Here is a 12,579-nt window from a genome sequence, read left to right as displayed (position 1 = left end):
GGATTGAGGGGGCGTTCATGCACCGCAAACCCACGACATTGGACGAATGGAAATCGACCCTGATTGCGGCACTGGGGCTGGTTCTTGCTAGCTTCCTGGCCTGGTATGGCCTGTCCCGCCTGAGCGAGGCTGCTGCAGGCGATACGATTGGCACAGTCGCCTCGATCGGGTTGTTGATCTGGCTGGTGTCACAGTCCTGGTATTACATGACACAGGTGAAATCGCCCCGCAGGCTTTTGTTTCTGATGGGTGTTTCGTTCATACAGGTTGTTCCATTCCTGTTCGCCGCAGTTTACGGGGCCTTTGGGTATAACGACCACTGTGTCATTGGTGCGCAGGGTCCGGGGGATATCCTGTATTTTTCCTATGTTACCTTTACCACAGTCGGATATGGCGACATGTCCCCGACCGGTATGTGCCGTGGGCTCGCCGTGTCCGAGGCCGTAACAGGCTATATCCTACTGGGTATGTTTGTTGCCGCAGCAGTTTCGCTTTATGCCCGCAACCACAATCCGGATAGACCCTAATTCGGGGCTATTTGTTGTGATCGATCCAGCGCGACATCATTTTCTTGTCGCGGAAACACTCGGATGGGATCGGGCGACGCTTGCTGCGTGAAATCCGCTCGGCAAACGCGACTTGTTTTCCCGTCGGGTAATTGTCGAACTGCGAGGTCCCGCGTGGTTTGTGGGCTGAAATCCAGTCAGATAAAAGCCGCCGGTCACGCTGTGCCTCGACCGGAATCTCAAGGGCTGACTTCTCGGCAATCGCTCGAGCATACCGCATCTGCCGATCGGTGACCGGAAGCAAGTGATAGTCGTTGTTCGGCCCGTTCAGGGCTGTGGGACGTGTTTGCTGGGTCATCGGTTTGTCCTCTGACTATGTAGAACATAAATAGAACATTAACCAAAAATTTCAAGGTTTGCGGGGTTTGGCAGTCGTGAAGCCACCCCTTCGATGATTTTATTGACTGGTCAATCAATAACCGATAGGCCGATTTTCGACTTACCATTTGTCCCGTCCTGACGGGTGCGAAAGAAAAGGACACGGTATGAAGTTTCAGCCCCGGGCCAGCCATTTCATTGATGGCGAATATGTCGAAGATACAAACGGCGCGGCCATCGAAGTGATCTATCCCGCTACAGGCGAAGTGATTGCACGTTTGCATTCGGCGACGCCGGCGATCGTGGAACAGGCTCTAAACAGCGCAAAAAACGCTCAGGCAGCATGGGCGGCCCTGTCCGGGACGGAACGTGGCCGCATCCTGCGCCGCGCCTCTGATATTATGCGCGAACGCAATTACGACCTGTCCGTTCTGGAAACCCATGATACCGGCAAGCCGATTCAGGAAACCACAGTGGCCGATGCCACCTCGGGGGCCGATGCGCTGGAGTATTTTGGTGGATTGGCCGCCTCTCTGACTGGCGAGCATATTCCGCTGGGCGGGGGGGATTTCGTCTATACCATCCGCGAGGCGCTGGGCGTTTGCGTCGGGATCGGCGCATGGAATTACCCCACGCAGATCGCCTGCTGGAAAGGTGCACCTGCACTGGCCTGCGGCAACACGATGGTATTCAAACCTTCGGAAACCACGCCCCTTTCGGGATTGAAAGTGGCCGAAATTCTTGTCGAGGCCGGCGCGCCCAAAGGTGTCTACAACGTGATCCAGGGTTACGGCGATGTCGGTGCTTCGCTGGTCACCGATCCGCGCGTGGCAAAGGTCTCTTTGACAGGTTCTGTGCCGACAGGCCGCAAGGTCTATGCTGCTGCGGCGGACGGCATGAAGCATGTGACCATGGAACTTGGCGGCAAATCCCCGATGATCGTCTTTGACGATGCCGACATCGAAAACGCTGTTTCAGGTGCGATCCTGGGCAACTTCTACTCTTCGGGCCAGGTTTGTTCCAATGGCACCCGCGTCTTCGTTCAGAAAGGTATCAAAGAGGCCTTCCTGAAACGTCTGTCAGAACGTCTGGATCACGCGAAAATCGGCGATCCAATGGACGAGGACGTCAGCTTTGGCCCGATGGTCAGCGAGAACCAGATGAACATCGCCCTGGGCTATATCGAAAAGGGCAAAGCCGAAGGCGCAAGATTGGTTTATGGCGGTGAACGGATCGAAAGAGACGGCTATTTTGTGCAGCCCACGGTTTTTGCTGACGTCACGGACAACATGACCATCGCGCGCGAGGAAATCTTTGGCCCCGTCATGTCGGTGCTGGACTTCGAGACTGAAGAAGAGGTGATGGCCCGCGCCAATGACACCGAGTTCGGTCTGGCCGCAGGTGTCTTCACCAATGATCTGACCCGGGCGCATCGAATCGTGGCCGGATTCGAAGCAGGCACTTGCTATATCAACACCTACAACCTTGCCCCGGTCGAAGCGCCGTTTGGTGGATCGAAGATGTCCGGCGTCGGGCGCGAGAACTCGAAACTGGCGATCAATCACTTCTCGGAAATGAAAACCGTCTATGTCTCGATGAATGATGTTGAAGCCCCGTACTGAATCCAGGACGGTTGTCCGCTGTTTTTGACGCCTCAGCTCCCGGTGCCCGGCACCGGGAGCTGAGGAAACGCCAGCCAGTGGCGGGCAATACTGCACTGGCAATACCGATGCCTGTCAGCGTGTCGGAAAAGGCGGGCTTGCAGAATTTGTGTCCAAAGACGTTGCCATCCCAAGCCGGTTGGCCAGGTTTGATGAGGAGACACGTCCGCGATTTCTCAGGCCACTGAACTCATTGAAGGCGCGGAACTTTTACCGCCGTATTTCGGATGTGGCGTCTCGTTTTCACGCTTATGCCGCAAATGCCACGGCACCGGTTGCTTTACGGGCGGTCAGCCGTCGTGACCTTTTTGGTTGAGGAACGTGGCCTGAAATTCGGCGGCCTGTTCTTCTGTGTCATGTCTGGAACACAACATCCTTGAAAGAAGTTGGAGCCATGTTTGCATCCCCGCCTGATCGGGCGTTCTGATTGGACCCGCTTTGAAGCAACGGCGCCGGGCTCCCAACGCTGCCACCGGTTGAAACGCATCGCAGGGTATACCGGTTTAGGGACCAGCGTTCACTTTGCCGGGTGCGGCCGGAACAGTCCCGATATACGTCATTTTACCCCAACTGCGTTCAACATCTCATCGATCCGCTGGCGGGCCGACTGGCTGTCCTTCAACAGGTTTTCCGCAACCGCCAGCGGTTTTTCCGCCAACCGTTCCGGCAGGTCAGACAAGGCTTGGGTCGTTTGGTTCAATGCCGCGTATTTCCCGTCCGCAGGTTCCAACCTTTCATCCGACATCCCGGCCAGCCAGAAATACCGGTTTGCCGCTTCGATTTGTTCGAGATCTCGGAGCATATCGGCGGCAGCTGCAAATTCTTCTGTTGAAACCTTCGCGCGCGCGCGCAAGGCTATCGCCTCTTCGGAATTGTCATCAGCCAGCTCTAACAGGGCTTGATGAGGGCGCCCCGACAGCAAAGCGGCCCGAGCCCGCAACCGAGCCCGATCCGAGCGCCGCGACTGATCTTCCGGTCTGTTCGCCAGCGCAAATGTATGCTCAGCAAAGCCCAGATCAGCAAGGCGGCTTGCCAATGCAATTGCAGTATCGGTTGTCAGCACCACCGTCATGTCCGGCTGCATTACCTCCATCGTCTGGCGTAGAAAGGTTGCGTCATCCGATCTTTCAGCAAGCAATTGCAGATGCCGATTGATCGCGCCGTCACTACCGGGTCCGGGTGGCTGCGCTTTGATCACGTCAAATGCACGGTCGAATTCCTGGCTCAGGCTCAGAGCGATCGCATAGGTGCGGTTCATCATCGGGCCCAGCTCCGATCGCCTGAGCTCGACCGCATAAGATGCCGCCAGATCAAGCTCCTGAGAAGAAACAGCTTTGCGTTCAGACCAACGTTTTTCCACCAAGCGCGCCAAAGCCAGCGGAGATTCAGCGGCGGCGTCGGTAGAGGTTATAACCTCGGTCAACAACTCTTCTTCACGGTCACTGTTTCCTTCCGCCTTGGCAACGCTGGCTTTGGCCTGAGCGACACTGGATGTCGTTTCCGGTTCAATCCGGTCAACCGAGCGAAGGATTCTGCGGGCAGCCTCCAGGTGTTGTGCTCTCACCAGTATTCCTGATAACCGCGGCCCCAGCTGGCGGCGAAGATGATCCGGCAGTCTTGAATACGCGTGTTCGATTGCTTCCACGTTTGCGTCAGGTGCCAGTTCCCCTTCGGACAACACAGCCCAAAGCGCGGCATCGCTGTCACATCGTTGCAGGTCGTTGAATGGATTCCTGGGCAGCGGCGGCCGGTTATCTACAACCCGCGCAATTGCCGCAACGGGTTCGAAGCCCGCTGGCGGCGTCTCCAACAGCCTCAAGACACTCAACGCTTCGGCTCCGAAACTGAAAGAGGCGTAGAGTCTGGCCAGGGTCATGACCTTTTCGCCGTCAAGTTTGTCAAACTCTTTGTACAGCCCAGAGCGGAGAGCTGACACCTGATCCGGAAAAGGCGTGTTCCCTGACCAGGACGCAAAATTCAGCTCAGCAGTCGAGATGCAGGCCGGTCTTTGGTCAATTGGTTGCAGTTCTGCGTTCAGAACATTCTGCAAATCGTCCAGAACCGTGGTCAGACGTAGGTTCGAACTCAATTGGGGCGGCACAACGCGTGTACCGGACGGGGCGGTGTTGCGTGGCCCGACAGGAGCAAGCTCCAAGTCCAGCAGCTTGCGATCGGTCCCTTGCAGAAGACGAGTGGACAGCTGGTCTTTTATCCCCTGCTCAGTCATGGTGAGAAGCGGCAGGTGCAACCCTGTCTCCACCGAGGGCGGTTTGCCTTTGGCCGTTTTTCCGATCAAGGGTGGCGGTACATTCTCAAGAAGCGGCGGCAACAATTCCCCTGGTGCGATGTCCAATACGATCATCGAGTTTCTGTACAGAAACGCCGACGCCACGCAGTCGCACCCGAACTCCAGCTCCAACGCGCTGCCGGGGTTTTCTTGCGACAATGAGGCCAGTCGGTTCGTGTTCAAACGCCCAAAAACCGAGCTGGTCTTGAATGTCACGTCGTCCAGGGCAATTGTAAGGCTGGCGCCGTTCTTCCGTTGCGCCAGCACCCAGCGGGTATCCGGTGGCACGTCGAAAACCAGACGTGTGAATCCGTCATGCTCACCGGATCGCACCACCACGTCCTGTGCGGTCACGGCAGATGCAGCCGTGACCAAAACCGCAATCAGAAACCCGATGCGCTTCATGCTGCAGCCTGCTTGAGCTCTTTCAATGCGTCTTCCAGCTCGGAAAAGCCAGGGCGGTTATGGGTTGGGGTGTTCTGGCGTCCGACCTCAATGCACATGGCAGCATTGTGGTTGTGCAGGTTGGCCACCAATACTTCTTTGATCAGCTGATAAAAGTGGTTGTCTTCTTCAACCACGGCTTTCAGTTTGCCTGCGAAGGGGCCGACCAGACCATAGGCCAGAAAAACGCCCAGGAACGTGCCCACAAGGGCACCCCCAATCAGCTTCCCCAGCACTTCGGGCGGCTGATCGATTGATCCCATCGTCTTGATCACGCCCAGAACCGCAGCAACGATCCCCAGCGCGGGCAGGCCGTCTGCCACTGTTTGAAGTGCATGGCTTGAGTGCATGGCGTGATGAAAGTTCGCCTCCATGCGCTTCTCCAGAACCTCTTCAACCTGATGCGGATCGTCATAATTCATTGCCGCCGACCGCATGGTGTCACAAATCAGGTCGACGGCCTCCTTGTCTGATTGGATCTTGGGGTATGCGGAAAACAAGCTGGAGTTTTCGGGGTCTTCAATATGCTGCTCGACCTCAACAGGGTTGGCTCGGGCAATGCGGATCAACGAAAACAGAAGGCACAGAAGGTCACGATAGTCTTCGGGCTTCCATTTCGGGCCCTTGAACACCTTGCCCATGTCTTTGATCGTATGTTTCACGCCGCCCATGTCATTGCTGATCAGAAAGGCTCCTACGGCAGCACCACCGATCATCATCATTTCGAAGGGAAGAGATTTCATGATGATGGTCATCTTGCCACCTGCCGCGAGATAGCCGCCGAAGACCATTACGAAGATGACAACAATTCCAACAATTCCAATCATTTGAGATCTCCAGATGAGTTCTGTGCGTTACCGGGCAACACGAGCGACTACTCCTGTGGGGCCGAGGCGTTGCGTCCGGCCATGACAACGCTGATTGTATAGGCCGCTTCGGGGCTCAGGCCCGCCAGTACGCCAGCCGCTGCGTCCGCCGGCATGCGGGACAGGAACCCTGCGGCAAAGGTCGGGTCCATGGTTTCAAACAACGCGGCTGCGTCCTTGGGTTTCATGTTCTGGTAAACATCCGTCAGGCGCGCCAGATCGTTCTCTGCCGCTTTGTCCGCAACCGCCAACGTGGCACGCAGGGCATCTTCTGCTTCCTTCAGGGCCGTCAGACGCGTTTCAACGGCCTGGGTTGCGATCTCCAGTGCTTTTTCCTGATCGCGTAATTCAGCCTCTCGCTGTTTGACGCGATCCTCCCGGCGCAAAAGCTCCGCCAGCACAACCTGAACATCGCGTGTTTCGGACGCGGCAGGCTCGTTTTCCACGGCTTCGGGTGTCGCCGGTTTGGCGAGCGCGGGTCCTGCCTCCAAGCCAACGCGAATGGCTGCCGAGCCGATCATCAGCAATGAGATGACAGCAAGCACACCACCGCGCGGGCGTGTATCGTGTTTGGCGTTGCGCGCAAGGCTCATACCTGCGCCCCGTTCTGCTTGCGGTCATGGCGGAAGAACATCAGGCCCTCTGGCGCCTTGGCTTGCTCTTCCCGCGCACGAGTTTCGACCGGTTCCGCTGCTTTCTCGTGCTTGGTGCCCTGTTCCTCTTCAGGCTGGGGCTCGTCTTGGACAGGCTTTGCTTTTTCCGGGGCAGCAGTTTCTTCTTCGGGGATGACATCATGCAGAGATGCCATCATCAGCTCCAGGCGCTGCGCCACGGTCTCAGCCCTTTGCGTCAGCGCCTTCAGCTGATCCCCCGATTGATCAGAGGCATTTCGCGCGCTGTCCAGGGATTTCTTCAGCTCTTCTGCCTGGGTCGACAACACGGCCACCGCGCCACCGACGCCTTGTTCAAGATCGGTGAACCGCCTGAGGCGGCGCGACAGCACAAAACAATAAAGACCCGCGCCCAACGCACCGGCGACCAGCAAAATATCCGCAATCAGCTCCAATTCCGCCTCCTAATTCAGTACAAATTCCATCACCAGCACATCGCGAACGCGCCCTTCGCCAACGACAATTCCAATGCGTCGCAGCAGGTGACCTCGGATGCGCGTCAATGCCAGCGAATCCTCCAGGTCCTTCAATTCGACGGCTCGCAGGTATCCGTTCAGGACATCTATGATTCGTGGCTGCATTTTTTTCACATCAGCTATGTACGGCGCGTTAACTTCGAGCTGAGCGTGGAACTTCAAATGTCGTGACTTGCCGGAATTCACCGATACAACAACCGGCGGCAGATCAATGAACCCGACATCTGCCAGCGCTTTGGCAGGTTCCTCTTTCGCCTTGTCCTTGCCGGCCTCAACCGCGGCCTTGCCACCCAGCGGAATCAATCCGGATGACGTCAGGAAATACCCGCCCGCAGCGCCGGCGATGGCAAGAAGCATACCGATCAGCATTCCCTTTTTCCCTTTTTTCCCGGTGGGTTCCGCCAGTTCGTCGGTTGCGTCGGTCATGACGTCCTCATTCATCCGTTCCGACCCCGTCATAACCGCGCAGGGACTAACCGATTGTTAAGAGCAATCGTCCAAACAGAGGGTGCGTCGGGCAGAATGCCGGCGAGTCGGAGGTGAGCGTGCAGCAGATCGGAACTGTCTGGGCTAATTTGGACAGGCGTAAACAAATCATCGTCGCCGGTGCGGTTGCGCTGGTGTTTCTGGGAATCCTTGGCATGTCGCGCCTTGTAACGGCTCCGTCCATGACGCTGCTTTATGCGGGTCTGGAAAGCGGTGCCGCCGGGGAAATAGTACGCGCGCTGGACCAGCGCGGCGTCACATATGAAATTCGGGGCGGATCGATCTACGTATCCGGCGCGCAGCGCGACGAGCTGCGAATGACCCTTGCCAGCGAAGGCCTGCCCGCAAACGGCAATAAAGGGTACGAACTGCTTGATTCGCTAAGCGGGTTTGGCACTACCTCTCAGATGTTCGATGCTGCCTATTGGCGCGCGAAAGAGGGTGAACTGGCGCGGACGATTGTCGGTAGCCCGCATATAAGTCAGGCGCGCGTCCATATTGCCAACGGGACGGCAAACCCGTTTCAGCGCAGCGTGTCACCAACGGCTTCGGTCTACCTCGTGCCATCCGGGACCGAAATTACCGGGGATCAGGCCAAGGCCATCCGGTTCCTCGTTGCCTCGGCCGTCAGCGGCCTGACGCCCGAGAACGTCACGGTGGTTGATTCGCACGGGGCCGTGATTAGCGGGCAGGATACCGCAGCGCCTGCGGACACTTCGGACGACAAGTCGCGCCAGTTGCGGGAACGTGTTCTGCGTCTGGTCGAGGCGCGTGTCGGTACCGGCAACGCCGTGGTCGAAGTCAGTGTCGATACCGAAACCAGGACGGAATCCATTCGCGAGCGGCGCTTTGACCCCAAAGGCCGCGTGGCGATCAGCACGGATGTCGAAGAACGTTCGGACAGCGCCCGAAATCAGTCATCGGATGTCACCGTGGCGTCGAACCTGCCGGATGGCGATGCGGCGGGCGGGGACGAATCGAACTCGACGGCTACCCAGACTCGTGAGCGGGTGAACTACGAAGTCTCCGAGACAGAGCTGGAAGTCCATGAAGCCCCCGGCGCGATCAAGCGTCTGACGGTTGCAGTTCTGGTCAATGGGAAAAGATCGGTGGACGCCTCCGGTGCCGAAGTCTTCACGCCCTTGCCTCAGGAAGAGCTTACCGCTCTGGAAGAGCTCGTGGCGTCGGCAGTCGGGTACGATGCGGCGCGCGGGGACGTTATTACACTGAAATCCATGGATTTGCCGTCGGTCGAACCACAGGGCACTCTGGTTTCGTCGTCGCTCTGGCAGAACATCCATCTGGATGTCATGTCCTTGATACAGATGGCTGTGCTGGCTTTGGTTTCGCTCGTGCTGGCCTTGTTCGTGATCCGCCCGATCCTGACAAATGCAACACCGACACCGGCGCTGCTGGCGGCGGCAGGAGGGGCGGATTCGGATACCCTGGCACTGACAGGTGAAATCGCACCGGAGGAACCGGCAGAGCACTCGACCCTGCCGGCAGAGCGTGGTGTTCCGGCTCTCGGCTCGAACGCCACTGAGGATCCTGTCGACCGGCTGCGCGCCATGATCGGTGACAAGCAGGAAGAAACTGTCGAGATCCTGCGCAGTTGGCTTGAAGAAGGCGAGGAGCGGGTATGATGTCGATTGCCCATCTTCTTGAGGATTTCACCACCCAGACCGGTACGGGGCCCGTTCTGATCTTGAATGAGGACACGCTGGAAGAACAACGGCTCTCTGCCTTCGAAGACGGGTATGGGGCCGGTTGGGAAGATGCCTCGCGGGCGCAGGAGCAAAGCCGCAGCCAGATTTCGGCTGAATTGGCAAGGTCGCTTGAGGATATGTCTTTCACCTATCACGAAGCCATCGCCCGCATGACCCTGTCGCTGGAGCCCATGTTCACCAGCCTGGTTCAGACCGTACTGCCTGAGATGGCCGATCGGGGCCTGGCAGCCCGCATTGTGGAGCAACTCTGTGAAATGGCGCGTTCGCGGATAGAGCAGCCGATGCAGATTTTGGTGCCGCTGGGATGTGCTGAGAGTGTCGCAGCGCTGTTGCCGCAAGATCTGCATTCTACTCCTCAGGTGATCGAACACTCTGAACTGGAGCCGGGTCAGGCCCGCCTTCAGGTCGGCACGAGCCGACGTGAGGTTGATTGCACCGCTTTGCTCGCCGCCATCGAACAGACCTTTGACGCTTATGTCTTTGAGACAAGAGAGGCTTTGTCCAATGAATGACACCCAGATCCCGAAATCTGAAAAACCCAACCCATTCGACTCGGTCCCGATTGAGGTGACCGTTTCCGTTGGTCGTGCGCGCCCATTGATCAAGGACCTGTTGAACATGGGAGAGAATGCCGTGCTGACCCTGGACAAACGGATCGAAGACCCGGTTGACCTCTATGTTGGGGATCAGTTGGTGGCGCGCGGGCTGTTGGAAGAAATGGAAGGCGATCAGGCAGGGCAACTTGCAGTGCGCTTGACCGAGATTGCGGATTTGCACAACGGAATCGGTTGATGCGCTATGTATTCTGCCTGGCTTTGGTGGCTGTGTTGACGCCCTCACCGGCCGCTGCCCAGGATTTGACCTTGTCCCTGGGCGAGGGCGGCTCGATTTCCGCCCGGACGATCCAGCTGATTCTGCTGATCACAGTCCTGAGCATCGCTCCGGGGTTGGCGATCATGATCACCTGCTTTCCCTTCCTGATCACCGTTCTGTCGATCCTGCGGCAAGGGATCGGCCTGCAACAATCTCCGCCCAATATGCTGTTGGTCAGCCTGGCGTTGTTCCTGACCTATTTCATCATGGACCCGGTGTTTTCAGAAGCATGGGCGACAGGGATACGACCGATGATGGAAGAGACGATGGAAGTGGAACCAGCGTTGGAGCGCGCGTTAGAGCCGTTCCGTGCCTTCATGGCGGCCCGACTGGATGCGGACACGTTCTATGCCATGGCGGCTTTGCGCCCCGGCGGTGAGGCTATGGAGTTGTCCGCACAAGCGCCGTTGTCTGTCTTGATGCCGTCCTTCATGCTGTCGGAAATCGCGCGGGCGTTTCAGATCGGGTTTATGATTTTCCTGCCGTTTCTGATCATCGATCTTGTCGTGGCCGCTGTATTGATGTCGATGGGTATGATGATGGTGCCTCCGGCCATCGTATCCTTGCCATTCAAGCTGGCGTTTTTCGTGATCGCCGATGGGTGGGCTTTGATTGCAGGCGCTTTGGTGCGCAGCTACATGCCGTGACCTCGACATGTAGCCGCGGCGCGCTGAAAAAACAGGTGGTCAGACGCCTCTGCCCCACTGTTGCCAAAGGCGTAATTCAATGTCCCGCCGCAAGTGAAATGGATCAGCCCGTCTTGTTCAGGTCTTTGATCAACTGGTCCAGGTTGCCTTTGCGGGCATCCAGCATCGCGCCGATTTCGGTACGCTCGGTCAGCAACAAATTCACGCCTTCGATGAACATGTTGTAGAATTTTTCACGCCCTGACTTGTCCGAAACAAGGAACGTCACATCAAACGGAGCCGAGCCGCGCAGCTTGACAATTGTGCGCACTTCATATCCGGCCTTGATCTTGCGGGCATTGCGCACGTTGACCTCACCGCCGATGAACTCGCGGAAGCGGCGACCATATTTACGCGAGATATAGCCCTGAAAAGCCTTGGTGAATTGCTTTAGCTGGGATGGGGTGGCCGTGCGGGCATCGGCACCGAGGGCATAACGCGCCATGATCGGGACGTCGGCATATTGCACAAAGATCTTCTCGAAATCACGCAGCATCGCATTCTCTGACTTGCCCGATGCGATAACCCTGTTGATGTCGTTGACCACACTGTTAACCAGTGCCTTGGCTGATGCCTCGGTTTGGGCAAACGCGGATTTGGGCAAGACGGCCAAAGCCAGACCGGCTGCGACAAAGTTACGGCGGTTCAACTCGTTATTCAGCATAGGGGTCCTCGTAGGGGTCTAGATAGGGGTCCCTGACCGGGTCTGTCCCGGTTTCGGCATAGGGGTCAGAATACAAATCCAGATAGGCGTCTTCGTCATCTCTTGCCAGTTCGAAGCGACGGTTTTGCAGATAGATCAGGCGGGCCTGCGCATAACTGTCTGCGCTTTCATACAGAATCGAGTCCACGGTATCCGAGAACCGTCCACGATCGCCCATGCGGCGAACGACTTCGGCATAAACGCCCAGATTGTCGGCGGGCCGGACCGGGGTAAAATTGATCGGATTCGAGAACAGGTTGATCACGACCCCGATGGCATCCCTTTGGGTCGACGGGCCATAGAAAGGCAGTTCAACATAAGCCCCTTCACCGACCCCCCAGACGTGCAGGGTCTCGCCGAAATCAGTATCGACGGGCGGCAGGTTCAGCTCATCTGCGGGCGCGGACAGGCCAAAGCCGCCCACGGTCATGTTGATCACAAATCGCAGCAGCGCATTGCCCATCTGTTTCGGGTTGCCCTGAAGCAGGTAGTCGACCGCTTGTCCGGGCAACGAGATGTTTTCGGCGAATGTGCTGAAACTGGTGACCATGGGATCAGGAACGATCTTCACGTACCCTTTCGACGCAGGTCGAAACAGAAATCGGTCAACGCCCAGATTGAACTTGTGAATTCCCCGGTTCGCGTTTTCGTAAGGGTCGAACACGTCGCTGCGAGAGGCACCCTCGGGCGGGGTCGTTGCACAGGCGGACAGAATGGCCATGAGTGACAGGACAACCAGGTGTTTCAGGCGAAATCTGCTCGACACGATCTTTGCTTCTCCCAAATGCCCGACATCCGCTCTGTCGGGCCAACAA

Annotated in this window: 14 protein-coding genes; 6 read left to right on the top strand and 8 right to left on the bottom strand. The window is 57.4% G+C overall.

What is annotated here, in order from left to right; all coding sequences use genetic code 11:
* Positions 1 to 17: 17 nt before the first annotated feature.
* On the top strand, positions 18 to 527 hold the full coding sequence (locus ACR0I0_RS14770) for a potassium channel family protein (RefSeq protein WP_171637370.1): 510 nt from the start codon (positions 18 to 20) through the stop codon (positions 525 to 527).
* A 7-nt stretch (positions 528 to 534) separates the two neighbouring features.
* Here the strand turns inward: ACR0I0_RS14770 and ACR0I0_RS14765 are convergent, their stop codons facing one another.
* Positions 535 to 864 carry a hypothetical protein gene (locus tag ACR0I0_RS14765; RefSeq protein WP_152459432.1) on the bottom strand — a complete coding sequence of 110 codons (330 nt, stop codon included), beginning with the start codon at positions 862 to 864 and terminating at the stop codon, positions 535 to 537.
* A gap of 187 nt (positions 865 to 1,051) precedes the next feature.
* On the opposite strand from ACR0I0_RS14765, the gene betB reads away from it, so the two are divergent.
* On the top strand, positions 1,052 to 2,506 hold the full coding sequence (gene betB / locus ACR0I0_RS14760; protein ID WP_171724710.1) for a betaine-aldehyde dehydrogenase: 1,455 nt from the start codon (positions 1,052 to 1,054) through the stop codon (positions 2,504 to 2,506).
* A 595-nt stretch (positions 2,507 to 3,101) separates the two neighbouring features.
* Here the strand turns inward: betB and ACR0I0_RS14755 are convergent.
* Genes ACR0I0_RS14755 through ACR0I0_RS14735 form a run of 5 tightly spaced genes read right to left on the bottom strand, consistent with a single transcriptional unit; the run spans position 3,102 to position 7,715 of the window.
* Complete coding sequence (locus ACR0I0_RS14755; RefSeq protein ID WP_480492009.1) at positions 3,102 to 5,237, bottom strand: hypothetical protein; 2,136 nt, start codon at positions 5,235 to 5,237, stop codon at positions 3,102 to 3,104.
* A complete protein-coding gene (gene motA, locus ACR0I0_RS14750) occupies positions 5,234 to 6,103 on the bottom strand; it encodes a flagellar motor stator protein MotA (protein WP_171637362.1) in 870 nt (289 codons plus the stop codon). Before motA ends, ACR0I0_RS14755 begins: the two co-directional genes overlap by 4 nt.
* A 47-nt stretch (positions 6,104 to 6,150) precedes the next feature.
* Complete coding sequence (locus ACR0I0_RS14745) at positions 6,151 to 6,735, bottom strand: MotE family protein (protein WP_209835196.1); 585 nt, start codon at positions 6,733 to 6,735, stop codon at positions 6,151 to 6,153.
* On the bottom strand, positions 6,732 to 7,208 hold the full coding sequence (locus ACR0I0_RS14740) for a hypothetical protein (RefSeq protein WP_209835197.1): 477 nt from the start codon (positions 7,206 to 7,208) through the stop codon (positions 6,732 to 6,734). Before ACR0I0_RS14740 ends, ACR0I0_RS14745 begins: the two co-directional genes overlap by 4 nt.
* A gap of 9 nt (positions 7,209 to 7,217) precedes the next feature.
* Positions 7,218 to 7,715: a flagellar basal body-associated FliL family protein gene (locus ACR0I0_RS14735; protein WP_480492006.1), complete on the bottom strand. Its 498-nt coding sequence runs from the start codon at positions 7,713 to 7,715 to the stop codon at positions 7,218 to 7,220.
* 119 nt (positions 7,716 to 7,834) lie between these two features.
* Here ACR0I0_RS14735 and fliF point away from each other — a divergent pair, with 119 nt between their 5' ends.
* Genes fliF through fliP form a run of 4 tightly spaced genes read left to right on the top strand, consistent with a single transcriptional unit; the run spans position 7,835 to position 11,022 of the window.
* Entirely contained in the window at positions 7,835 to 9,418 is a 1,584-nt protein-coding gene (fliF, locus tag ACR0I0_RS14730) for a flagellar basal-body MS-ring/collar protein FliF (RefSeq protein ID WP_171724706.1), read from the top strand.
* Positions 9,418 to 10,014, top strand: a complete 597-nt coding sequence (locus ACR0I0_RS14725; RefSeq protein ID WP_171724781.1) for an ABC transporter ATP-binding protein — start codon at positions 9,418 to 9,420, stop codon at positions 10,012 to 10,014. Before fliF ends, ACR0I0_RS14725 begins: the two co-directional genes overlap by 1 nt.
* A complete protein-coding gene (locus tag ACR0I0_RS14720; RefSeq protein WP_152459423.1) occupies positions 10,007 to 10,294 on the top strand; it encodes a FliM/FliN family flagellar motor switch protein in 288 nt (95 codons plus the stop codon). The genes ACR0I0_RS14725 and ACR0I0_RS14720 overlap by 8 nt, the downstream gene beginning before the upstream one ends.
* Complete coding sequence (fliP, locus tag ACR0I0_RS14715; protein ID WP_480492003.1) at positions 10,294 to 11,022, top strand: flagellar type III secretion system pore protein FliP; 729 nt, start codon at positions 10,294 to 10,296, stop codon at positions 11,020 to 11,022. Before ACR0I0_RS14720 ends, fliP begins: the two co-directional genes overlap by 1 nt.
* A 103-nt stretch (positions 11,023 to 11,125) precedes the next feature.
* Here fliP and ACR0I0_RS14710 read toward each other — a convergent pair whose 3' ends face one another.
* Entirely contained in the window at positions 11,126 to 11,725 is a 600-nt protein-coding gene (locus tag ACR0I0_RS14710; protein ID WP_171637351.1) for an MlaC/ttg2D family ABC transporter substrate-binding protein, read from the bottom strand.
* Positions 11,715 to 12,485 (bottom strand): MlaA family lipoprotein, encoded by a 771-nt coding sequence (locus ACR0I0_RS14705; RefSeq protein WP_171637476.1) that lies wholly within the window; start codon positions 12,483 to 12,485, stop codon positions 11,715 to 11,717. The genes ACR0I0_RS14710 and ACR0I0_RS14705 overlap by 11 nt, the downstream gene beginning before the upstream one ends.
* Between the last annotated feature and the right edge of the window lie 94 nt (positions 12,486 to 12,579).

The sequence above is a fragment of the Ruegeria sp. AG6 genome (genome assembly GCF_056541565.1).
This window is presented reverse-complemented; position numbering and strand designations above follow the sequence as displayed.